Here is a 24,867-nt window from a genome sequence, read left to right as displayed (position 1 = left end):
GGATTGATCACGGCGCGGTGAAGGCCTGCTCTGCACTGACCAGTTCGACGAGTCCACGTAAGCCGGTAATAGTCTCGCCCCGCGGAGCACGGCGCGTAGCAATATGCGCAAGCGCAGCAATCGGAGCATCTGCGTAAGCACTCGCTTCGATGACACGACTCACGTGGCCCACAGGATTGGGCCAACCATCAGGCAAACTGATTACGGGTTTGCCGAACACTACCCGTCTCTCCTCAGTAGCACTCAGCGACGCAGCGCATTGTGGCGCAAGAATATGTGTTTCCACATTCGGGCCCTGCCAGTTCCACGGCGGGGTAGCGCCGATACACAGCGCTCTTCCAGCGACCAGTGTCGGACGAGGCGCCCCGGCATACCCTTGCGTGGGATCAGCTGGATTCGTCAACCGTGTCAGAAACCAGAGTTCAGGATGGACGTCATCCAGAGCGATCGATCCGTTTTCTCCGGCGACTCGCCGTCCATAAAGGACCACGCCGGTACCAATGAAGGGCCTTAACCGCTCCTGAATACGGGTGTCAGCAATAGAAATTTGGCGCTGACCGTTAACACGCAAAACCACTGGACTACCGGCTACGCCATTGTCGAATAGCCGTCCCTGGGCCCAATCGCTCCACGTCAAATCAGGAAGATGCATGATCGGAGCCGCTTCCTCGACAAAGATCTGTCCTGCGTTGTCAGGCCAACCGACAACGGCCACATCATAGGCGCCGGCGAATGTACTTAAATCGGCCGCAAAGCATTCGAGGGCATTGTCGTTACAGACCAATGGGTACTCGCGAGCGCCAACAGAGAGCGCCAGCCTTACACCGAGTTCACGCGTGGTCGGGACAACCCGTACCGTCCCCCGCAGCATAGGTGCGGCGAGCGCATCGGGAACAATCAGCCCTAACTTGCGTACTGCGTCGATGGAAAATTGATTGAAAGGCGTGGTAAGTACCTTGCCAACTGTCTCGAGCTCTGCCGCGTGAGATGCAATCGCCGCCAAGTCAGGATTCGTCGTACGTAACTGTGTGATTAACTCCACGAACGGCCCACGTGCGGATGCGGAAGTTAGCACCGTGGCAAGCCATTTAACTGCACCAATGGGCTCGTCCTTAAAAAACGCAGCGTAGTCTTTCAGTCTATCGAATGTGATGGCGGCGTCGACTGGCATTTCCATCTCCCTGAATGATGTAGTCAAGCCATCATCACTATTGTCGAGGGTACGGGTTTTGTCCAGGCAAGGGGCGCGTGTCAACAAGGGTGGAGTAATCGCGAATCGCGATGATGGATAAGCGCGCATAAATAGCGACAAGTACAACCTTGTTAAATGCGATAACGGTACAAGTCAAATGCAATAAACATGCGTTGCCGGGTGCAAGATATTGATCTTCCGGACATTTGCAACATGCGTCTTTATTTTCCTTTGCAGCAGAAAATCCATGCTAAACCTAATGAACCCACGGTGCATTCGATCTGTTACGTGAGCTGCGTAAGCGGCTTCTGTAGGCGCGCGTCTGAGCAAAGCGAATTGTGTGACTCCGATTATTAGCATTGTAATAAATGTCTTGCATCACCCACCACCACTTGGGAGGTTCTGATGAAAAACCAATCGAATCTGGGTACATCCTCATCAGCCTTGCCCCCGCCTACGCGCGGCGCCCAAGCAGGACTCTTCGCGCAGGAATTTTGGGGCATCGATCGTCACCAGTTAATTGCCGGGGCGGCGCAGACCCTACTTAACGTCAGTGCGTGCGATAACATAGCGCGGATCACTTCTGCGCTTGGTAGTGACGTAGGGCTCGATCAATTGGCTGGTTGGGCGGACCAGATCAAGCGCCGAACAGCATCGCCTGACGACGATGCTGATACGGTCGAATTCCTCAATGACCCACGTAATAGCAGTCATGCTCAATGGCACTACGTCAATCTACCACTTCAGGCAACGGACTATAGCCGTGAGCGCTATCCGGCGTTCACGCGTGAGGACGATGTGGTTCAGACGATTACTGCCGGCATCCGAGTGCTGACGGGAAACTCTGACCGCTTCTCCAGGCTGAACGCGCTGCGCCTAGTTGTGCATTGTGTCGGTGACCTGTTTCAACCGGTTCATGTCGGTTGCTCGTATATCGACCTCAAGACGTCTCCACCGAGTCTCGTTTACGATCCGGCGGATGTGCTTTCACGACAGTTGCGCAGTGACACTGGCGGCAATGCCCTGCTGCTACCAATGGGTACCAAAGGCGTTAGCCTGCACAGCTATTGGGATAGCCGCCTCGGTGGGCGCGTGGACCTTGACGATATCGGTGCCGATGCGCGAGTCGCCGCATTTGAGCCAGCCGAGCCGGAAGATGCTTGCGTCTCTTTCAATGACCGGATCACCGAGTACACAGACATCAATGACGCTAAACGGTGTGAGCACATCGACAAACTAGTGGAGCTGATGAATGTGCCGGCTGCCATTGGACTCCTCGCACACACACCGTTGCCTGGACCTCTCGAAAGCTGGCCAGCTGTTTGGGCGACAGACTCACTAGCTGCTGCACGCGAAGCCTATAAATCCTTATCCATCGACCGACCGGTCGGCCCGGAAATGCGCAGCTTTTTCGTTCGCTGGGAGGGCGAGGATGCCTATGTAGCGCGTTGCAAGCCAATCATGTTGCAGCGACTCACCGGCGCGGCTCGTGGACTCGCCGATTTACTGAATGGTGTTTGGTCATGACCACGCCATCGAAACCGATCCGGGCAGTGTTCTTCGACCTGGGCGATACGCTTGGCGAGGCCACTGTCGAGGGCAATCCTCCCCAGCTCGTGCGCTTCGACGTCTTTTCGTATGCGCATCAAGTCCTCGCGCAACTTAAGGCCCATGGCATACGCTGTGGGCTCATCTCCAACACGGGGGAGACGCGCGGCGTTGCCATCGAACGCGTACTTGCCGCCACGGGTATTCTTGAGGACATCGACCCTGATCTACGACTTTACAGTGCTGACGAAGGCGTAACTAAGGCCTCTAGGGAAATCTACGAACGTGCAGCCGCCCGCTTTAACGGAAATGGGACGGAATGCCTCTTTGTTGGCGAGGACAGCAACGAGCGCTCCGTGGCGATGTCGGCCGGCTGGCACGTTTGCCTGCATCCGCAACTGGTCTTCGAGGTGCTCGATGGCGAGGCGTTGCAGTTCCTGCGCTTGACGGTGCCGCAGGCGCTGGCCCACAGCGCCTGGCGAGAAGCATTGCGATCGTTGGCTTTTGTGCCGCTGCATATCTCAGGGCGCAACGGAACGACTGTGATTGGCGCAACCAGCCTGCGAGTAATGCTCAAGTTGGTAACGATGCAGTTTGCGGTGGAGCTGCTGGGAATCGCAGACTTGCCTCAGAAAACGGACCTTTTCCTGCTGCGGGACGATGTCAGCCGCCGCACGGGCTTCCTGCAATCAGCAGGTGACGCCTCCCTCGTATTCACCAATCCAACTGCGCGCTCGCTAATGTTATCCGCTTCTGCAGAAGGCGTTCTGGCCGCCGTCCCGGGGGACCTCCATAATGGTGTCGACTCGCTTCATTTCGACAACGCGCGCCACGGACATGCGCTTAAATTGATGCCCGACCCCATGCTTTGGACCGAGCCTGCTGTCACGTCCGAGATGAGCGCAAGTTTAAGACCAGAGTCCGTGCCGGGGCCGATCCTGGAGGAATTGCGAAGTATCCGAGCCGAAGCGATCGCTCCCACAATCGAACGGTACACCGGACAAAGACCACTTGGTTCAGATGCCGCTAAGCGAATTCGCTCTCGGCATATCCTTTGTGCCGATAATACTCTGGCCGTCGAGCAACTCGTCGCCGATCTGACGGCCGCTGGTCAGGGGCTCTTGCAGGTCGGCTTGCACGCCTTCTCTCATGCTGGCCGTTTTCTGTACAACGTTGAGGCAGAGTTGAGCGGTACCTCGTCCGAACTTGTGTTGGTTACGGCGCATTTGGATTCGACAGCAGCCGTAGACACACACTACGACCCCCGCAAGGATCCAGCACCAGGTGCGGATGATGATGCTAGTGGTATGGCGGCCGTCCTGACGATTGCAGAGTGTTTCGCGCGGCTTGTGGCGATAGGTATTCCCAGGCGCACGGTGCGCTTCGTGCTATTCAATGCAGAAGAACAGGGGCTGATCGGAAGCCGCGCCTATGCGCGCCGGTCAAAGGCGCGCGGCGAAGCCATCGCTGCGGTTTGGCAGATGGACATGATTGGTTACAACCAAGACGCGCCACGCAAGTGGGAGCTACACGTCGGCTGTGAAACGTCGGCGGCGGTCGAGGAACGGTCGGCGCTGCTGGCCGAACTGCTGTCCGGCGTGGTGGCGCAAGTAGCAAATTCACTGCCAGCACCGGCCGTTTTCCGCTCGAACGGCCCAGTGGGGGATCCAGCCGCAGGCCGTAGCGATCATGCCTCATTCCATTCCCACGGCTTTCCAGCATGCTTGGTGAGCGAAGACTTTTTCGTGGACTCACCTGGTGGAGAATTGGCAGACGCGAATCCGAACTATCACGGCCCAGCTGACACGCTGGTCGACCTGTCCTATGCCGCTGAAATCACGCGAGCAGTTGCAGCGGCGGCTTGGTTGTCGGCGACAACTTAGGCAATCCGTTCGAACTCATAACGTGTAGAGAGGTGGCAGTGATGGCGATCGAACTCACCCCCGATATCCAGATTCGTAAAGACGATGATGGGCGCATCCGTCAAATGTCGCATACGCAACGTCAGTACTATCCAGCCGCCAGCGATTTGCTCGCAAGCGGCGTGTCGACTATTGCAGGGCCTCGCGCGCTGGCGGAACAGTACCTGCGCGACTCGGCGTATCTCTACGACTTCTCTGCCGAACAGACCAGCAACTTCGCGGCGACCGTAAGTTCGAGCCCGACCGATGCTGGAGTCGAACTGCGCTTCAAGGAAGAGAAAGTAGTCGGTTCCAGCGTCGCGATTTCCTACGACCAGACCCTGTATGGCTTACCGATCTGGCGCGCAGGCGTTACGGTGCGCATCGACAGTAAAAAAATGGGCGTGACCGGCTCGCACAATACCGCTCACTACGCAGTGCATGCTCAGCGCCCGGCAGCTGACGTCCGTTATTCTCCCAACCGCATGGATGCCGACACCGTACGTACACTCGTGGGGCTTGCGCCTGAAGCTGCTCTGACCGTCAGCGCCACCCGCGCTCTGGTCTACCTGTACAAACCGGCCGAACGATTGGACTCCCAAATTGCTGCGCATGCTGATCCCAATGTGTCGACGGGCGTTGGCGGCGACCTGGCGTTTCCACAATTGCCTCTGCCGCCTGTGCCGCAGGAGATCGTCGCTGGCATGCACTATGTCGTCACTGAAGTGCTGTTCACCTATGAGGCGCCCAGTTGGGGGGTGTTGAACTGGCGCGCCTTTGTGGAGCCAGAGACCGGCGCTGTGCTGTATCTGCGGGCCTTGGTCGCCTGTGCACGTTGCCGTGTGTTCCCCTCAAATCCGGTCTCTGCGATAGGGCAAGTACTTGGAGCGGGATCACCAATTGGCGACTTGGACAACTGCACCGTGCTCACCGATCTCCTCGGCCTGTCGCCCGTGACGCCTGCGGGACTGCAATCACTTGACGGCGAGTATGTCCGCCTGGTCAATCTGGAGGCGCCTGCTGGTACTCTCCCGTCTGAAGCCCCACCCTTCGATTTTGTGTACCCCGCAGACTCTCGCAACTTTGCAGCCTGCAGTGCGTACCACCACTGCGATAGCGTGTTTCGATTGATCCAAGGCATGGGAATTGACGTCAATTCATACTTTAACAACACTGACTTCCCCGTGCCGGTTGACCCGCACGCTTTAGGAGATGCAGTCAATGCCCAAGCGCCTGGGAATGCAATGGGCAATGGTTTGGGTCGACTCGTCTTCGGCGTTGCAAAAGCCGGAACACAATTTGGAATTGCCGCCGACTCACGGGTGGTATGGCACGAGTTCGGCCATGCTGTTTTATGGGAGCATGTTGACTCACCGAATTTCGGCTTTGCTCATAGCCCCGGCGATAGCCTTGCCGCTATCCTCCACGATCCTGGAAGTCGTGCGCCTGATCGCTTTGAAACATTCCCATTCATGAACGCATCCGCCGACATGAACCGCAGGCACGACCGCAAGGTCTCGGACGGTTGGGGCTGGTTCGGCACCAACTGGGATAGACAGTATGGAGGCGAGCAGGTCCTCTCGACGACACTGTTTCGCGTTTACCTTGCTGTTGGAGGCGATTCGGACGACCCCGCCGAGCGGCAGTTCGCCTCAAGATATATCAGTTACTTGATTCTCAAGGGCGTTGGCCTTCTGAGCTTTACTACCCAAGACCCCGATGTCTACGTCTGTGCATTGACCGAGGCGGATGCTACGACGCAAGCGTTTGAGGGGCATCCAGGTGGGGCCCTCAACAAAATCTTTCGCTGGTCGTTTGAGCAGCAGGGACTCTACCAGCCGGACGGAAGCAGTCCGACAAAGACCGGTGCACCACCAGAGGTCGACGTTTATATAGACGATAGTCGCGAGGGCCAGTACATGCCCTACCTCCAGGATCATCGAGGCAGTGCGGATATCTGGAACCGCATCAGTAGCGACAATCTGATAGAGCATCAAATAGCGGTTCCTGGAGTCGAGAGTTTCGCCTACTTACGCGTACGAAATCGAGGCCTGAGTCCTGCGACGATGGTCACGGTCCGTGGATTTCAGTCGCGTAATCCGCAAGCCTCCATTTGGCCGAGCGATTGGAAGCCGCTCGGCACACCCATACTCACCCTTGCGGCACCAATCCCACCAGGTGCTCACACGGTTGTTGGTCCCTTCCCTTGGACGCCCTCTAGTACTAGCGACAGTTTGCTCTTCTCAGTCAGTGCAGCGGGTGATCGCAGCAATCTTGAGGCCATCAATTCTGGCCCCATCCCGAATCGCCGACTTGTCTTGCTGGACAACAATATTGCTGAGCGGCGGTTCTGAGGTTTTGGCGGTGCGGCACCCTCCGCACCGCCAGAAACGCCAGAGCATTCAGCCAGCAGCCACCACACAGTGGCCATTATTACGCCATTACCGCCATTCACCCTACCGTCACCCAATCCTTGTACTAGGATACCTAGCACCCCCCGCCGCAAGCCCAGGATGAAGGCCCAGACGCCGGCGGGTCACTGCACCACCGAACCTCATGGATGACACGATGAATTCGCACTTGCTCTATCCGCAGATCGGCAAAGTCATTGCCAGCACCGGCAGCCGTCAGTTCCCGCGCATGCTGCACGACCTGATCCAGGCCCACCTGACCATCGACGCCACGCAGATCCGCCCGCTGTGTGTGACCTCTACCCCCAACAACGGCGACGCCACGCTGATCAGTGAAACGGTGTTTTCCGCCGACCCGCGTCCCGACGGTGACTTCAACGACCCGTCGTGCCTGCACCTGATTCGCCGCAAGGACGGCCACAGTCACGAGATTCGCGTGCTGCGCGCAGCTCACGGGTTTTCGGCGCGCGAGCGCGGCCACCTGGAAGACATCTCACCCTTGCTGCTGCCCATGCTGGACAAACACATCGATGCCTTGCAGCCCACTGCCGCCGAGCGCAGCGGACCGGAGCGCCTGCAGCAGCGTTTTCTCGAACGCCTGAGCCAGTCGGCCCTGGTACTGTCGCAACGCGAATGCCAGGTATGCCTGGGCCTGCTGGCCGGGCACACGGCGCCGGAGCAGGCCGAGCGCCTGGAGCTGAAGGTCAACACGGTAGAAAGCTACCTGCGCCGGGCGGCGATCAAGCTGGGGATCAGTGGCCGCCATGCGTTGTTGCGCTGGATGTATGCCGACGCTTGAGCAAGGGCCAGTGCCTCAATCACGCGCCAGGGCCTCGATCGGGTCCAGGCGCGCGGCATTGCGCGCCGGCACGAAGCCGAACAGCACCCCGATCAACGTCGAGCAGGCAAAGGCCATGACGATCGAGCCCGGCGAAAATACCATCTCCCATTGTTTGACGAACAATTCGAACAGGTAACCGATCCCGTACGACAAGGCGATGCCGACCACGCCGCCGAACAGGCAGACCATGACCGCCTCAACCAGGAACTGCTGGCGGATATCCGACTGGCGCGCGCCCACCGCCATGCGGATGCCGATTTCCCGGGTCCGCTCGGTCACCGAGACCAGCATGATGTTCATCACCCCGATGCCGCCCACCACCAGCGAAATCACCGCGATCAACGACAGCAGCAGGGTCAGCGAGCGGCTGGTCTTCTGCACCGTTTGCATGATGCTGTCGAGGTTGTTGGTGAAAAAGTCCTTGGTGCCGTGGCGCTGTAGCATCAGCTTGGTCACCTCCTCCTCCACCCGTTTGCTCGGCACACCGTCCTTGACCCGCACGCTGATGCTGTCCAGGTGGCGCTGGCCCAGCACCCGGCCCGCGGCCGTCTCGTAAGGCAGCCAGATGTTCAGGGTGTTGCTGGCGACGAACAGGTTCTTGTTCTGCGCAGTCACGCCGATCACCGTGCACGGCAGGTTGCCGACCAGGATCACCTGCCCAAGCGGGTCTACGCCCTGGCCGAACAGGCGCTTGCGGGTGTTGTGGTCGATCACCACCACCTGCGCCTGGCGCTTGGCATCCTCGGCACTGAAGACGATCCCGGCGGCCAGGGGAATGTTGCGCACCTGGAAGTAATGCTCGCTGACGCCGTTGAGTTGCACATCGACATCCAGGTTGCGATAGCGCACCAGGGTGCTCTGGCCGATCACCGGGGTGGCGCTGTCGACGTAATACAGCGCGTTGAGCGCGGCCACATCCGCCGGAACCAGGGTTTCGATGGCCTTGGCCCGGCTATCGCCGAAGTTGCTCCCCGAGAAGATATCGATGGTGTTGCTGCCGATCGCCTGGATGTCCTTGAGCACATAGCCCTTGGCGCCCTCGCCGATGGCCGAGATGGACACCACCGAGGTAATGCCGATGACGATCCCCAGCATGGTCAGCAAGGTGCGCATTCGATGCGAGAGCAAGGCGATCCAGGCCATCTTGAAGGCTTCGCGGAACAACCCCAGGCTGGCCACCAGACGGCGCCCTGGGCGTGCCGGCGCCGCAGGCTCGCCGACCGGTGTGGCTACAGGGGCGCGAACCGTGCGCCGGTCAGCGACGATTTGCCCGTCGCTGACCTCGATCACCCGTTCGGCGTGGGCGGCGACCTTGGGGTCATGGGTCACCAGGATCACCGTGTGCCCGGCGGCGTGCAGTTCCAGAAGAATGTTCATCACCTCCTTGCCGCTGTGGCTGTCCAGTGCCCCGGTCGGCTCGTCGGCGAGGATCACCTGGCCACCGTTCATCAACGCCCGGCAGATACTCACCCGCTGCTGTTGCCCACCGGATAACTGGCTGGGCCGGTGCGCCAGGTGCCCGGCCAGGCCCAGGCGGGTCAGCAGTTCACGGGCACGCTGGTGGCGTTGGGCCGGCGGCATGCCGGCGTACACGGCGGGAATCTCGACGTTACGCAGAGCGTCCAGGTGCGCGAGCAGGTGGTAGCGCTGGAAGATAAAGCCAAAATGGTCGCGCCGCAGCGCCGCCAGGGCATCGCTGTCCAGGGCGCGGGTTTGCTGGCCACCGACCTGGTAGCTGCCGCTGCTGGCGTGGTCCAGGCAACCGAGGATGTTCATCAGGGTCGACTTGCCCGAGCCGGAGGCACCGATGATCGCCACCAGCTCGCCGCTGTCGATCTGCAGGTCGATGCCCTTGAGCGCAAGAAACTCCCGGTCGCCTGCGCGAAAGCTGCGGCTGACGCCCTGCAGGCGCAGCAGCGGCTCCCCGGCCGTTGGCGCAACGGCGGTGTGCGGGCGCAACTCGGCGGTCATGTCCATACTCATGCGCCCGCCTCCTGGGTGACTGGATCACCGATCACCACCCGGTCGCCTTCGGCAAGGCCCTGGCTGATCTGCACCTTGACGTTGTTGTTGATCCCGGCCTGAACGTTGCGCACCTGGGCGAAGCCTTTGTCGTCGAGGACTTTCACCGGGTAGCTGCCATCGCCGTTACGCGGGCCCAGCGCCGCCACCGGCACAGTCAGCACGCCCTCGGCGGTGTCGAGGACGATATGCACCTGGGCGGTCATCGAGATGCGCAGGCGATGCTCCGGGTTGGGCACCTCGAACAAGGCGTTGTAGAACACCGCGCTGCTCTGCTTGGCGCCACCGCTGGCGTTCTTGTCGGCGCTTTGCGCATAGCCCTGGGGGGCGGGCTCAGTGCCGCGCAGCGTGGCATGGTAGCGCTTGTCCTCACCAAGGATGGTGAAGTACACCGGCTGCCCCGGGCTGATGTGGATCACATCGGCTTCCGAGACCTGGGCCTTGATCGTCATGGTATCCAGGTCGGCCAGCTTGAGCAGCACCGGAGCCAGCTGATTGGCAATCACCGTCTGGCCTTCCTGGGTGACGATGCCGACCACGTGGCCATTGATCGGTGCGTTGATGCGGGTGTAGCCCAGGTTGACCCTGGCCGTGTCGATCTCGACCCGCGCACTCTTGATCTGCGCATCCAGTGAGCGTACCGCCGCTTGCTGCACCAGGTACTCGGATTCGGAGTTCTCGTAGTCCTGGCGCGAGATCGCCTGGTCGCTCTGCAGCGCCAGGTAGCGCTCGTAAACGCGCCTGGCCTGGGTCAACTGAGCCTGGGCCGAACGCCGCTCGGCCTGCAGCTTTTCTTCGTCGACCTCGGCCTGGCGCAGGGTATTGCGCAGCACCAGCGGGTCGATCTCGGCCAGCCACTGGCCCTCGCTGACCTTGTCGCCCAGCTTGACCTTGAGCGACTTCAACTGCCCGGAGACCTGGGCACCGACATCCACCTGCTTGACGCCCTCGAGCATGCCGCTGGCCAGCACGGCATTTTCAATGTCGCCGCGTTCGACCACCGCAGTGATGTACTGCGGCGGTTTGGCCGGGGCCTGGACGGCATACAGGGTGATGCCGAGCACCAGGACTACGGCAGTGGCGAGGCTGATCTTGCGCACGTTGCTGGTTTTCATGACTACCTGCTGTTCAAGGGGGGGCACTACACGGCTCATGACAGTGTCACCTTGCTCGTCAGTGCCTGGCCGTCGTGCCACCACGCCGCCAGGCTGAACACATCCGGCACCTTGAGGATGCTGAAGTGGTTGCCCGGTCCCTGCCACAGCGCCAACTGCGGCAGCAGTGTGTGCCACCCGGCCTGCATGGCGGCATGTTCACGGGCGTTGCCGGCTTCATCCAGACTCGGGTCGTCCACCAGTACCAGGCCTACCGGGCCGCTGTAACGCAACAGCGGCCGGTAGGCGGTGCGCAGCGCCGTGGCGAAGGTACGCACGGTGCCGTCCAGTACCCGCGGGCTTGAACGCTGTGCCAGCAAGCCGTTGCCGACCATGGCGCCATGCAGCTGGCGTAACTGGTCATCGTCACTGGCCTCGGCAAAGGCCAGCGGCTCGATGCCCAGGGCTTTGCCGCTGGACAGTTGCAGCGCCTCGATCAGTCGCTCCAGCGCTTCGGTCAAGGTGTAAGGTCGGCCACAGCTGCTGCCCTCCCCGGGTGCTTCGCTGTCGACCAGGGTCAACGAATGCACCGGGCGCCCCTTGGCCTGGAAACGGGCGGCCATGGCATGGGCCACCCAGCCGCCGAACGAATGCCCGAGCAGATTCAGCGGCCCGTGCGGATACAGTGCCTCGATGGCCCGCACATGGCACTCGGCAGCCGCTTCCACCGAACTGTGCGGCACCGCACTGCCATCCAGCCCGCGCGACTGCAGGCCATACACAGGCCAGTCCGCGCCCAGCGCTTCGGCCAGGCCGATAAAGCTGGTGATGCTGTCACCTGCCCCCGGCACGCAGAACAACGGTGCGTGGGCGCCGTGCCCACTCTGGATCGCCACCGGCCCCAGCACTGGCGCTGCGCCTTGCCCCGTGGCCTGCTCCAGCGCCTGGCTGAGCAGTTGTCCCAGCACCTGAACCTGGGGCGCCTGGAGCATGCTCTGGTGATCCCCCGGCACCGCCACACACTGCAGCTGCTCGGCCGGCAACACCTCGGCCCAGCCCAGCGTCGGGCCGGCATGGCGCAGCAGCGGGTTGACCTGTTGCGCGCAGAACAACTGGACCGGCACCGCCAACGGCGCCACCCGGTAGTGGGCCAGGGCGTGACCATGGGCCAGTTCACGTTCGAAATAATGACGCAACTGCTGGTCGCTGGACGGCGCAAGGTTGGGTATCAGCTGCTCGGCCCGGCAATAGGCCAGCAGCGTTTCGAAATCCTGCACCTGGGGCCGTAAACGCTCGACCTTGGCCAGTTGCGCGCTGCCGGTCTCACCTTGGGCTTGCCAATAGTCGCGACAGTACGCCAGCAGATGCCGCTCAAGCAGATGTGCGCCCTGCCAGCGCGCCTTGCCGCGGTCGGTCAGGCGCGGCACATAGGTATCGATCAGCCCGATAAAGGCGACCTGTTCGTCGGCACCGAGCAACTGGGCGGCGATTTCGTAGGCCAGCACCCCGCCGAACGACCAGCCTGCCAGGCGATACGGGCCATGCGGCTGCAGCGCTCGAATCTGCTGCAAAAGGCGCGCCGCCAGGCACTCCATGGTGCGCAGTTGCGGCTGGCCGGCGGCGATACCCGGCAGGCCGTAGATCGGGAAATCGCCGTCGATGTGCCGCCCCAGCGCCGGGAAGTACAGATCAAAGCCACTGAACTCATGCATCAGGAACAGCGGCGCCTGGCTGCCACCGGCGCGCACGGTCACTACCCCCTGTTCTTCAGGCGGCGCATCGCGCGTTTCCAGGCACGCGGCCAGTTGGGCCACGCTCGGGTGCTGGAACAGCTCCACCAGGGTGGCCTGCGCATCAACCTTGGCCATCTCGGCGACCAGGCGGATCGCCAGCAGCGAATGCCCGCCCAGTTCGAAGAAGCTGTCATGGCGCCCGACCCGGGCCACTTCCAGCACCTGGGCCCAGCAATCGGCCAGGCGTTGTTCCAGCACCGTTGCCGGTGCTTCATAGGCCGTCACGGCCAGGTCCTGCTCCAGCGGCAGTGGCAAGGCCTTGCGATCGATCTTGCCATTGTTGTTCAGCGGTAGCGTCTCAAGGCCAACATAGGCGCTCGGCACCATGTACGGCGGTAGGCGCTCACTCAGAAACCCACGTACGGTCGCCGCTTGCAGCGCAGGATCCTGGCGGGTGAACCAGGCCACCAGGCGCAGCGGTCCCGAATCCAGGCGCAAGGCCATGACCACCGCCTCGTTGATGCCCGGGCAGTGGCTCAGCTGCTGTTCGATCTCACCCAGCTCGATGCGATAGCCGCGGATCTTGACCTGGTCGTCATTGCGTCCCAGGCATTCGAGCTGGCCGTCTTCGCGCCAGCAGGCCAGGTCACCGCTGCGGTACAGCTTGGCCCCGGCAAGCGCGCTGAACGGGTCGTCGATAAAGCGCTCAGCGGTCAATTGCGGACGATGCAGATAGCCCTGGGCGACGCCATCGCCACCGATGTACAGCTCACCGGCCACCCCCAGGGGCACCGGCCGCAGGTGCGTATCCAGCACGTAGACCTGGGTGCTGCCGATCGGTTTGCCGATCGGCACGCTGTTGGCCGCTTGGGCAACGGCCCGCACCCGGCTGGTGGTGGCAAAGGTCGTGGTTTCGGTGGGCCCGTAGCAATGCAGCAGGCGCAAATGCGGGGCGTGCGCCAGCAGGGTCCTGAAGGCTGCCGGGTCGCCGCGTTCACCGCCGCACAGCAGCACGCGCAAGCCTGCCAGGGCATCAGGGAGCAACTGCACGTACTGATTGAACAGTGCCGTGGTCAGGAACAGCACCGTTACCCCCTGCTCGCCCAAGGCCGTGGCAAAGCGTGGTGGATCGATCAGCGTCGGGTGATCGATCACCCGCAGCTGGCCGCCATTGAGCAACGCGCCCCAGACCTCCATCGTACTGGCATCGAAAGCCGGGTTGGCAGCAAAGGCGAAGCGATCCTGCGGGTTGAAGTCGGCATAACCGTCGTTGAGTACCAGGCGGGCAATGCCACGATGGGCCACGCGCACGCCCTTGGGCGTACCGGTGGAACCCGAGGTGTACATCACATAAGCCGCGGCATCGGTGCCCTGGGCCAGGTTCGGGTTGTACCTGGGCTGGGTATCGACGGCCACGGCATCCAGGTCAAGGCGGCGTACGCCCTGCTCAAGCGCGAACTGCCGCAATGTCAGCACCAGCACAGCCTGGCAGTCCTGGATCATGAACAGCTGACGCTCGGCCGGGGCCTGGACGTCCAGCGGCACATACACTGCCGCGCATTTGACAATGGCCAGTTGGGCGATCACCAAAGTAATCGAACGCGGCAGCAGGATCGCTACGTGATCACCCGGTTGTACCCCCTCGTCGAGCAAGTGGTGAGCCAGGCGATTGGCCTGTTCATTGAGTTCACCGTAACTCAGGCGCTGCTCGCCTTCTACTACCGCCACGGCCGAAGGATGGCGCGCCACCCGCTGCTCGAACAGACGCTGCACCGGCGCTTGCGGATACGCCTGCCGATGGCTGGCGTTGAAGGCCCGAACGGTTTGCTCGTGCTCATCCGCGGGCAGCACCGACAGCAGTTCCATGCCTTGCTCCGGCGCCTGGCGCAAGGCGCCGACCAGGCTTTGCAAGGCGTGCTCCTGGTAAGCGCAGATACGCCGCGCATCCACCCCCGGGGCGCATTGCGCCGTTAAGACAAAGCCCTCGCCCAGGTCGTCGATGCTCAGCGCCAGCGGGTAGTTGCTGCGTTCTTCGGCGTGTAGCAACTCGATGCCTTGCCAGGCTAGTTGAGTCTGGCTGTCGACAGCCTGCGCGGTGGCACTGTGGCGATAGTTGAGCAAGGCGCTGAACAACGGCGCACCGGCTGGCAAGGCACTGCAGCGTTGGGCCAGGCCCAGCTGCGCATGCTCGTGTTTGAGCAGGCCGACCAGCCGGCGATTGGCGTCGAGCAGCGCTTCACGTACTGGCAAGGAGCCCAGGTCGATGCGCAACGGCAGGGTGTTGATGAACACGCCAAAGGCCCGCTCCACCCCTTCACCGCCGTGCATGCGCCCCAGCAGCACGGTGCCGAACACCACGCTGTCGCGGCCACTGAGTTGCCCAAGGACCATGGCCCAGGCCAGGTGCATCAGGCTGGCGGCACTGACCCCCAACTGCCGGGCCTGTTCACGAACCTGGCGGGCGAGGTCGGCGTCTATCCAGCGACTGAGCTCGGCCTGCGCCTGCGGGTGTGGCGCGGGATACTGGGCATAGGGTACCGTCGGCTCGTCAATATCGCCCAACTGCTCACGAAAGAATGCTTCGTGCCCCTGCTCGTCGGCACCTTGCAGTATGTGGGCGATGTAGTTGCGGTACGGCACCGGGCTTGGCAACTGCTGCTGGCTGCCCAGCAGGATCGCCTGCAGCTCGGCGCACAACACATCCAGGGCGATATGGTCCATGACCGTGTGATGGAACAGCAGCGTGGCGATGAGCTTGCCGCTGTCGGCCTCCTCCTCGTACACCAGGCGCAGCAGCGGCGCCTGGGTCAGGTCCAGGCGCTGCAGTTGCGCAGCGTGTGCCGCCTCGACCTGCAGCGGTGCCTTGCGCCAGACCACCTGCAGCGGCTGCGCCAGCCCCTCCCAGTACAACGACGTACGCAGGCTGTCGTGGCGTTCGATGACGCGGTCAAGTGCCTGGTGCAGCGCACTCAGGCGCTGGCGGTCAGCCACCGCAAAGCGCGCCCGCAACAGGTAAGTGTCCTCGCCCTCACTGGCCAGGTGATGAAAGAGAATCCCGGCTTGCAAAGGCCCCAGCGGATAGATGTCCTGAACGTTGGCAACGCCACCGGGGACGCTGGCAACGATACGGTCGATGGCCTCCTGGGGTAACGTCACCAGCGGCAGCAGGTCGGGGGTGATGTGTTGGCAATCGGCCTCGATGCGGTTGGCCGGCACCTGCAGGCGCTGATACTGCCCGAGGGTTGCGGCCAGCGCAGCCAGGGTCGGTGTGGTGAACAGGACCTGGATGTCTGCCTGCAACCCTGCGGCGCGCAACTTGGCTACCAGGCTCACCGCCAACAGCGAGTGGCCGCCCAGTTCGAAGAAGTTGTCGTGGCGCCCTACCCGCTCCACTCCCAGCAGCTCGGCCCAGAGGCTGGCCAGCAGGGTTTCGGTCTCGCCCTCGGGAGCCTCGAACGCGCGGCTTGCGAACTCGACCTGCGGCAATGCCTTGCGGTCGAGCTTGCCGTTGGGGCTGAGCGGCAGCGCCTCCAGATGTATGAACAACGCGGGCAACATGAATTGCGGCAAGTGCGCGAGCAACGCAGTGCGCAAGGTTTCAGCAGGCTGTTGTTCACCGGTGTAATAGGCAACCAGTTGCTGCTCGCGAGCGATTACCACGGCGTCCCTGATGCCGGCAATACGGCTCAGGCCGGCTTGGATTTCCCCCAGCTCGATGCGCAAGCCGCGGATTTTCACCTGGTCGTCGTTACGGCCCAGGTACTCCAGATTGCCGTCGGCCAGGTGGCAGGCCAGGTCGCCGGTGCGGTACAGCCGCGCGCCGGGCCGGGCGCCGAACGGGTCATCGATGAAGCGCTCGGCGGTCAGTTCATCGCGGTTCAGGTAGCCACGGGTCACCTGTACGCCACCGACGTACAGCTCGCCCGCCACGCCCTGGGGCACCGGCTGCAACTGATCGTCCAGCACGTACAGGCAGGTGTTGTCGATTGGCTTGCCAATCGGCGGTGAGCCCGGCGGCAACGGCTCGCCGGGTGCCAGGGTCCACACGCTGCAGTCGACCGTGGTCTCGGTGGGGCCGTAGACGTTGTGCAGGCGCACCCCGGGCAGGCGTTGGCGCACCTGGGCGGCCAGCGCCGCCGTCAGCTCGCCACCGCCGCAGACGATATCGCTCAAGCCGGTGCAGCGCTCACTCTGCGGCGCGTCAAGGAACTGCTGCAGCAAGGCCGGGACGAACTGCACGACGCTGACCCGACGCGCTTCGATCAACTGCACCAGGTACTGCGGATCGTGCGCGTTCTGGGCCCGCGCCAGGACCAGGCGCATACCACTGCACAGCGGCCAGAACAGCTCCCAGACCGAGGCATCGAAACTGCTCGGGGTCTTGTGCAGCACCGCGGCCCCTGGCGACGCCGGAAACAGGCGCGCGCTCCAGCTCACCAGGTTGACCACATTGCGGTGCTCGACCATCACGCCTTTGGGCAGGCCGGTGGAGCCGGAGGTGTAGATCACGTAGGCAAGGTTTTGGGCGCTCAGCGCCGGGACCTGTGGTGTGCTGCTGGGCTGCTGCTCCCAGACGGGCTGATCGAGATCGATCAGTTGCCCTGGCCACGCCTGCAACACCTCACGGCTGGCGGCATGGGCCAACACCGCCAACGGGGCACTGTCAGCCAGCATATGGGCGATACGCTCGGGCGGGTAACTCGGGTCGAGCGGCACATAGGCGCCACCGGCCTTGAGAATCGCCAACAACCCCACCACCATCGACAGCCCGCGTTCGACGCAGATTGCCACACGGTCGTCCGGTTTGACCCCCAAGCCAATCAAGTGATGGGCCAGGCGGTTGGCCTGCTGGTTGAGCTGGCGATAGCTCAGTTCGCCCTCTTCACCACACACCGCCACGGCATCTGGCGTGCGGTCGGCCTGGGCCTCGATCAAGCCATGCAGGGTCTGGGTGAGGTCGTAGCCTACGGCCGTCGCGTTGAAGTCCAGCAACAAGCGCTGGCGTTCAAGCCCGTTGATCAAGCCGACATGCCCGGGAATGGCCGCGTCGCTGTTGGCAAACGACCACAACAGCTGCTCCAGATAACCCACGTAGCGCTCGATGGTCGCCCGCTCGAACAGCGCCGTGGCATAGATCAGCGCGCCGGCAAAGCCGTCACCCTGCTCGCCTACACTCAGGCCCAGGTCAAACTTGGCAATGGACGGTTGCCCGCCGACTGCGCTCACCGACAGCTCGCCCAAGTGCAACGCCTGCTGTTCGGTGCTGCCCTGCCAATCCATCGACACCTGATACAACGGCGTATGCGCAAGGCTTCGGCTGGGACGCAGCAGCTCCACTACCTGTTCGAACGGCAGGTCCTGATGTTCCTGGCCTGCCAGCACCACGGCCTTGACCCGCTCCAGCAGGGTTGCCACGTCAGGCGCGCGGTCGGTGTCGATACGCAAGGCGATGGAATTGACAAACATACCGATCAAACCATCCAGCTCAGCCAGCCGCCGGTTGGCGACCGCCGAACCGATGACCACCTCGTGCTGGCCAGACAGCCGCGCCAGCAATACCGCCCAGGCGGCCATGAACACCATATACGGGGTCACACCGTGGCGACTGCAAACGCCTTTCAATGCCTCACTCAGGTGCGGATCCAGGCTCAACTCGACACTCGCGCCACGGTAGTCCTGGCGTTGCGGTCGCGGCCGGTCACACGGCAGGCTGATCAACTCCGGAGCGCCAGCCAAAGCCTTGAGCCAGTAATCGGCCTGGCGCTGCCAGGCCTCGCCACTGAGCCAGCGGCGTTGCCACACGGCATAGTCGATGTACTGCACCGGCAGTGCCGGCAACGGATCGGCCTGGCCGCGAGCAAAGGCCTGGTAGAGCACGCCCAGTTCGCGCAGCAGTACCCCCATCGACCAGCCATCGGCGGCAATATGATGCAGGGTCAGCAGCAACAGGTGCCGTTGTGGCGCCAGTTGCACGACGCAGGCACGCAGCGGCAGTTCCTGATGCAGGGCGAACGGTTGCTGGGCGTGGTTTTGGACCAGGGTCGCCAGCACTTGCGGGTCGCCATCACTGCACTGTTCCCAGACCAGTTCAAAAGCGTCGGCATCGGCCAGCCGTACACAAGGCTGACCGTTCTCTTCGACAAAGCGGCTGCGCAGGCTCTCATGCCGCTCGACCAGGCGGCGTAGCGCCTGTGCCAGTGCCGGCCGCTGCAAGTCACCCTGCAGTTGCAGCACCAGCGGTATGTGGTAGGCGGCACTGGCCTGCTCGAACTGGGCCAGAAACCACAAGCGCTGCTGGGCGAACGACAGCGGCAAGGTAGCGCCACGGGGCGCTATCTCGATGGACGGCAGCAGTGCGCGGCGATTGCTTCCAAGGCTTGCGGCAACCCCCGCCAGGCTGTCATCAGCGAACAGCTCGCCGAGTGCCAGCTCCAGGCCCAGGCGCTGACGCACGTGGGCCAGCAAGCGCATGGCCAACAGCGAATGGCCACCCAGGTCAAAGAAGCGGTCCTGGCGGCCCACCTGTTCAACCTGCAGCAGCTCGCGCCAGACGTCGGCCAGGGCGCATTCCAGCTCGCCCGCCGGGGCTTCATAGGCGCTGCTGGCCAGGGCATCGCGAGTCGGCGCCGGCAAGGCCCGGCGATCGACCTTGCCATTGGCGGTCAGCGGCCAGGCGTCCAGGTGCACAAAGGCCGCTGGCAACATGTAAGCGGGCAAGCGCTGCTGCAAGCCCTGGCGCAATGTGGCGGCCGACAGCGCCGCTCCGTGCCCTAGGTAGTACGCCACCAGCCGCGGCTGGCCCGGTTGGTCTTCGCGTGCCAGTAGCAATACCTCTTCAACGCCTTCTAGCTGGGCCAGTTGACCCTCGATTTCCCCCAGTTCCATGCGTATGCCGCGAATCTTCACCTGATCGTCGTTGCGCCCCAGGTACTCCAGTGTGGCGTCGGCCTGCCAGCGGGCCAGGTCGCCGCTGCGGTACATCCGCGCACCAGGCACCTCGCTGAACGGATCATCGAGGAAGCGCTCGGCACTCAGTTCGGCGCGGCCCAGGTAGCCGCGGGCAACCCCGGCACCGCCGACGTACAGCTCTCCGACGCAACCAAAGGGCACCAGTTGGCGCTGCTCATCCAGCAGGTATACCCGGGCGTTGCCGATCGGCTTGCCGATATCCAGGGCTCCGCCAGGCATGACCTGGCCTGAAGTCGCCACCACCGTCGCTTCGGTGGGGCCATAGTTGTTGATCACCCTGTAGCCCGGATCGCGACTGAACTGACGCAGGCGATCGCCGCCGATCAACAGCGTGCGCAAGGTCGGATGGCGCTGGCCGCGGCTGAACAGGTATTCGGCCACCGGTGTGGGCAAGAAGGCCACTTTCAGCGGCTGCGCGCACCACCATTCAAGCAGCGCATCGAGCTGCTCGTTGCCCAGGTGCTCCGGCGGCAGGTGCAACTGCGCGCCGGCGCACAAGGCCGGCCAGACTTCCCAGGCCATGGCGTCAAAGCCAAAACCGGCAATGCTTGCGCTGTGATCGCCTGGCGTCAGGTCGAACGCGTTGCAGTGCCAATGCACCAGGTTGACCAGGGCCTGGTGCTCGACCATCACCCCTTTGGGCAGGCCCGTGGAGCCTGAGGTGTAGATCACGTAAGCAAGGTTATCGGCAGTCAAGCCTGGCACCCTTGGGTTGTCGTGACGCGCCGGCCAGCTCGGCTGATCCAGCAACAACAGTGGAGCGTCGACAACGCCCAGGCGCTCGCGCAATGCCACCTGGGTCAGCACCACGGCAGGTGCACTGTCGTCCAGCAAATAGTGCAGGCGCTCGTCGGGCTGGCCCGGATCCACCGGCACATAGGCAGCACCGGCCTTGAGCACCGCAAGCAACCCCACCAGGGTTTCCAGGCCGCGCCGGGCAACCACCGCGACCCGGTCGTCGGCGCGTACGCCAAGCCCGATCAGTTGGTGGGCCAAGGCGTTGGCCTGGGCATTGAGTTGGCCATAGCTCAGTGACCGGCTACCCGCCTGGGCTGCACAGGCCTGGGGCGCTTGCGCTGCACGGACCTCGATCAGGCCATGCACGGTCTGTTGCTGGGCATAGTCCTGATGCGTGGCATTGAAGCGGTGCACCAGGCGCTGACGCTCATCAGCACCGACCAGATCAATGTGCGCCAGTGGCGTCTGATCATTGCCGACCATGGCTCGCAGCAGAGTGTCAAAGTACCCCAGGTAGCGGCGCATTGTGTCTTCATTGAACAGTGCCGTCGCGTACTCGAGGGCGCCGACCAGGGTGTCGGCATACTCCCCCAGGGTCAGGGCCAGGTCGAACTTGGCCACTTGGGCGCTGTGCGCCACCGCTTCGAGTTGCAAACCCTCCAGCGCAAGGGCCGCTCCGGTAGTGGCCTGCCAGTTCAGGGTGGTCTGGAACAACGGCGTATGGCTCAGGCTGCGGGCCGGGCGGACAATTTCCACTACTTGCTCGAACGGCAGGTCCTGGTGCGCCTGAGCCTCCAGCAACTGACCCTTGACCCGCTGCAACAGGGACTCTGCGCAGACATCGGCAGTATCGATGCGGATTGCCAGGGTGTTGACGAACAACCCCACTAACGGCTCAAGCTCGGCGCGTATCCGGCCAGCTACCGGGCAGCCAATCACCACTTCGTCCTGCCCCGAAAGCCTCGCCAGGAGCGCAGACCAGGCGCCCAGAACGGTCATATAGAGGGTCACCCCATGACGTTGGGCCAGCATGCGCAGGCCGGCAACAAGTCGCGCGTCCAGTTGCACAGGCAGGCTGGCTCCAGCGAAGTCCTGGCGTTCCGGGCGCGGCCGGTCGCCGGGCACCTTCAACAGCGCCGGCGCCCCTTCAAGGGCGCCGCGCCAGTAGTCGGCCTGGCGTTGCAATTGCTCTCCGGCCAACCAGCGCCGCTGCCACACGGCATAATCGCCGTACTGCAGGGTCAAGGCCGGCAACGGATCTTCACGGCCATCGCGCAAGGCGCAGTAAAGCGCGCTCAGTTCAGCGGTCAACACCCCCAGCGACCAGCCGTCGGCGACGATGTGGTGCACGGTCAACGCCAATACATGGTACTCAGCCCCCAGGCGCAACAGACGGGCTCGCAGCAATGGCCCGTGGGCCAGGTCGAACGGTGCTTCGGATTCTGCACGCAGGTGCTCGGCGAGGGTCTGGGCGCTTACCTGCTCACACCGGAACCAGCCGGCCCTGACGCTTGCGGCAATCACCACCTCGGCGCTGTCCTCGTGGGGCACAAAACCGCTGCGCAAGGTTTCATGGCGCTCAACGATACGCAGCAAGGCACCTTCCAGTGCATCGACGTCCAGAGGGCCGCGCAGGCCCAGGGCCAGGGGCACGTTGTAGGCCTGGTTGCCGCCCTCCATCTGCGCCAGGAACCACAGGCGCTGCTGGGCAAAGGCCATCGGCAGGTGCGTGGTGCGCGGCGTTGCCAGGATCGGCGGCAGTGCACTGCGCCCGGCATTGCCCAGCGCCTTGGCCACCGCCGCCAGTTCGTCGCTGGCGAACAGTTCGGCCAGGGGCAGCTCCACCCCCAGGCGCAGGCGCACTTGCGAGACCATGCGCATGGCCAGCAAGGAGTGGCCGCCGAGGCTGAAGAAGCGGTCGTGACGCCCTACCCGCTCAACTTCCAGCAGCTCTGCCCAGAGCTGCGCCAGGCTGTGTTCCAGCTCGCCTTCAGGCGCCTGGTAGCCCTGTTCGATCAGCGCCGCGCGCTCAGGTTTTGGCAATGCACGGTGGTCCAGTTTGCCATTGGCCGTGAGCGGCAATGCTGTCAGCTCGACAAAGGCCGCCGGCACCATGTACTCCGGCAGATGTGCCTGCAACTGGGCACGCAAGCCCTGCGGATCGAGGGGTTCGACATCCGCCTGGGCAGTGAAGTAGGCCACCAGTCGCGGTTGCCCGGGCTGGTCCTCACGGGCCACCACCACGGCCTCGTTGATCCCCGCCAAGCTACCCAGGCGGCTTTCGATTTCACCCAGCTCGATGCGCACGCCGCGGATCTTCACCTGGTCGTCGTTGCGGCCCAGGTACTCCAGTGTGCCGTCTGCCAGCCAGCGCACCAGGTCACCGCTGCGGTACATGCGTTGGCCGGGCACTGTGCTGAACGGGTCGGCAAGAAAACGTTCGGCGCTCAGCTGCGGGCGGCCCAGGTAACCCCGGGCAACCCCGGCGCCACCGATGTACAACTCGCCCGGCACGCCCAGTGCTACCGGCTGCTGGCGTTCGTCGAGAACATACAGGCGGGCATTGTCCATGGGCCGGCCGATGTGCAGCACAGCGCCTGGCTCCACGGCACCGGAGCTTGCCACCACGGTGGTTTCGGTGGGGCCGTAGTTGTTGACCACGGCAAAGCGTGGGGTGCGGCTGAACTGGCGCAGGCGATCGCCGCCGATCAACAGGGTGCGCAGGGTCGGGTGCTCGATCTGCTGGCTGAAGGCGTACTCGGCCACCGGGGTCGGCAGGAAACTCACATCCAGCGGTTGTGCGCACCACCATTGCAGCAGCGCATCGAGATCTTCATTGCCGTCGGCCACAGGTGCCAGGTGCACGGTGGCGCCGGCACACAGCGCGGGCCAGAGCTCCCAGGCCATGGCATCGAAGCCGAAACCGGCCAGGCTCGAGGTCTGCCGGCCACGGCACAGGTCGAAGGCCCGACAATGCCAGTCGACCAGGTTGCCCAGGCTCTGGTGCTCGACCATCACCCCCTTGGGCTGGCCGGTGGAACCTGAGGTGTAGATCACATAGGCCAGGGTGTTCGCACCCAGCCCGGGCACCTGTGGATCGTCATCACGCGCCGGCCAGTGCGGGCGATCGAGCACCAGCAACGGCACCTCGACAGCCTCCAGGCGCCCACGCAACGCGTGCTGGGTCAGCACCGCCCGTGGCGCACTGTCTTCGAGCAGATAGCGTATGCGTTCATCCGGATGGGCCGCATCAACCGGTACATAGCAGGCACCGGCCTTGAGCACCGCCAGCAAGCCGACCAGGGTTTCCAGGCCGCGCCGGGCGAGCACCGCGACCCGGTCTTCGGGCTGCACTCCCAGCCCGATCAGGTGATGGGCCAAGGCATTGGCCCGTGCATTGAGCTCACCGTAGCCAAGCACCTGGCCAGCCTGGGTGGCCGCAGTATCATCGGGGTAGCGCCGGGCGTGCTCCTCGATACGCCGGTGCAGCGGCAGCACGCCGGTGTGCACGGCCGGGTAGTCGTTGAAGGTTTCCAGCAGTTCGTGGCGCTCGCTGTGCGGCAGCATTTCCAGGGATTTGACCGCCAGCTGAGGCATCTGCACCAAGCTTTCCAGGGTCTGTTGCAGGTAGGCGCACACGCGCTGCGCCGGCACCTGGGCACTGGCCAGCAGGGTCAGGCGCAACCCTTGGCCCAAGTCATCGACGCTCAAGGTCAGCGGATAGGTCGTCGCCTCGACCGCCTGCACCACCTCGATACCGGCCAGGGCGGCGCGCCGTGGTTGCTCGGCGGCCACGGCGCTGTGGCGATAGTTGAGCAAGGCATTGAACAGCGGTACGCCAGCCGTCATCCCGCTGCAGCGCTGGGCCAGCGCCAGCGACGCGTGCTCATGACGCATCAGTGCACTCAGGCGCTGGTGGCTGGCCTTGATTGCCGTTGCCAGGTCGACGTCGTCCAGGTCCACCCGCAGCGGCAAGGTGTTGATGAAGATCCCCAGGGCACGATCGACGGCTTCGGCGCCCAGCAAGCGCCCCATCAAGACCGTGCCGAACACCACCCGCTCGCGCCCGGTCAGGCCGCCCAGCACCCGGCCCCAGGCCAGGTGAAACAGGCTGGCGACACTCACTCCATGGGTTCGCGCCAGGGCGCGCAGGCTTTGGCACAGTGCATCGGGTAGTTCCAGGCTGTGTTCGTTGTGCACCAGGCCATCGCCCTGCATGTCCTGAATCGCGTAGGCCAGGGTCGGTTCGTCGACCTCGCCGAGCATGTCGCGAAAGAACCGCTCATGCTCGGCCTCGTTGATCCCCAGGACCGCCTGGGCCACATAGTTGCGAAACGGCACCGGCGCGCCCAGGCGTTCAGCTTCGCCGCTGAGCAGCGCGACCAACTCATGCTGGACGACTTCCAGCGCACTGTGGT

At 63.4% G+C, this 24,867-nt stretch carries 8 protein-coding genes (1 of these 8 running past the window's edge); 4 read left to right on the top strand and 4 right to left on the bottom strand.

Annotation, left to right across the window (positions count from 1 at the left end; genetic code table 11):
• Positions 1 to 7: 7 nt before the first annotated feature.
• Entirely contained in the window at positions 8 to 1,171 is a 1,164-nt protein-coding gene (locus tag EXN22_RS13895; RefSeq protein WP_130264602.1) for a hypothetical protein, read from the bottom strand.
• A 426-nt stretch (positions 1,172 to 1,597) separates the two neighbouring features.
• Here EXN22_RS13895 and EXN22_RS13890 point away from each other — a divergent pair, with 426 nt between their 5' ends.
• From EXN22_RS13890 to EXN22_RS13875, 4 genes are all read left to right on the top strand, one after another.
• Positions 1,598 to 2,719, top strand: a complete 1,122-nt coding sequence (locus EXN22_RS13890; protein ID WP_130264601.1) for a S1/P1 nuclease — start codon at positions 1,598 to 1,600, stop codon at positions 2,717 to 2,719.
• Positions 2,716 to 4,623 (top strand): M28 family peptidase, encoded by a 1,908-nt coding sequence (locus EXN22_RS13885; protein ID WP_130264600.1) that lies wholly within the window; start codon positions 2,716 to 2,718, stop codon positions 4,621 to 4,623. Before EXN22_RS13890 ends, EXN22_RS13885 begins: the two co-directional genes overlap by 4 nt.
• 41 nt (positions 4,624 to 4,664) lie before the next feature.
• Complete coding sequence (locus EXN22_RS13880) at positions 4,665 to 6,995, top strand: hypothetical protein (protein ID WP_130264599.1); 2,331 nt, start codon at positions 4,665 to 4,667, stop codon at positions 6,993 to 6,995.
• Between the two features lie 214 nt (positions 6,996 to 7,209).
• Positions 7,210 to 7,851, top strand: a complete 642-nt coding sequence (locus EXN22_RS13875; protein WP_130264598.1) for a helix-turn-helix transcriptional regulator — start codon at positions 7,210 to 7,212, stop codon at positions 7,849 to 7,851.
• A gap of 15 nt (positions 7,852 to 7,866) precedes the next feature.
• Here the strand turns inward: EXN22_RS13875 and EXN22_RS13870 are convergent, their stop codons facing one another.
• The 3 genes in view from EXN22_RS13870 to EXN22_RS13860 are tightly spaced (at most 35 nt apart) and all read right to left on the bottom strand, a layout consistent with a single transcriptional unit that may run on beyond the window.
• Positions 7,867 to 9,870 (bottom strand): MacB family efflux pump subunit, encoded by a 2,004-nt coding sequence (locus tag EXN22_RS13870; RefSeq protein ID WP_233281734.1) that lies wholly within the window; start codon positions 9,868 to 9,870, stop codon positions 7,867 to 7,869.
• Positions 9,871 to 9,872: 2 nt separating this feature from the next.
• Positions 9,873 to 11,030 carry a macrolide transporter subunit MacA gene (gene macA, locus EXN22_RS13865; protein WP_130266821.1) on the bottom strand — a complete coding sequence of 386 codons (1,158 nt, stop codon included), beginning with the start codon at positions 11,028 to 11,030 and terminating at the stop codon, positions 9,873 to 9,875.
• Positions 11,031 to 11,065: 35 nt separating this feature from the next.
• Positions 11,066 to 24,867 carry the 3' portion of a non-ribosomal peptide synthetase gene (locus tag EXN22_RS13860; RefSeq protein WP_130264596.1) on the bottom strand. 706 nt of this gene lie beyond the right edge of the window, so only the last 13,802 of its 14,508 coding nucleotides appear in the window; the start codon falls outside the window, past its right edge; the stop codon is at positions 11,066 to 11,068.

It is taken from the genome of Pseudomonas tructae (assembly GCF_004214895.1).
Lineage (GTDB): Bacteria > Pseudomonadota > Gammaproteobacteria > Pseudomonadales > Pseudomonadaceae > Aquipseudomonas > Aquipseudomonas tructae.
The sequence above is the reverse complement of the archived record's forward strand: the minus strand, read 5'-3'. Positions and strand labels throughout refer to the sequence as shown.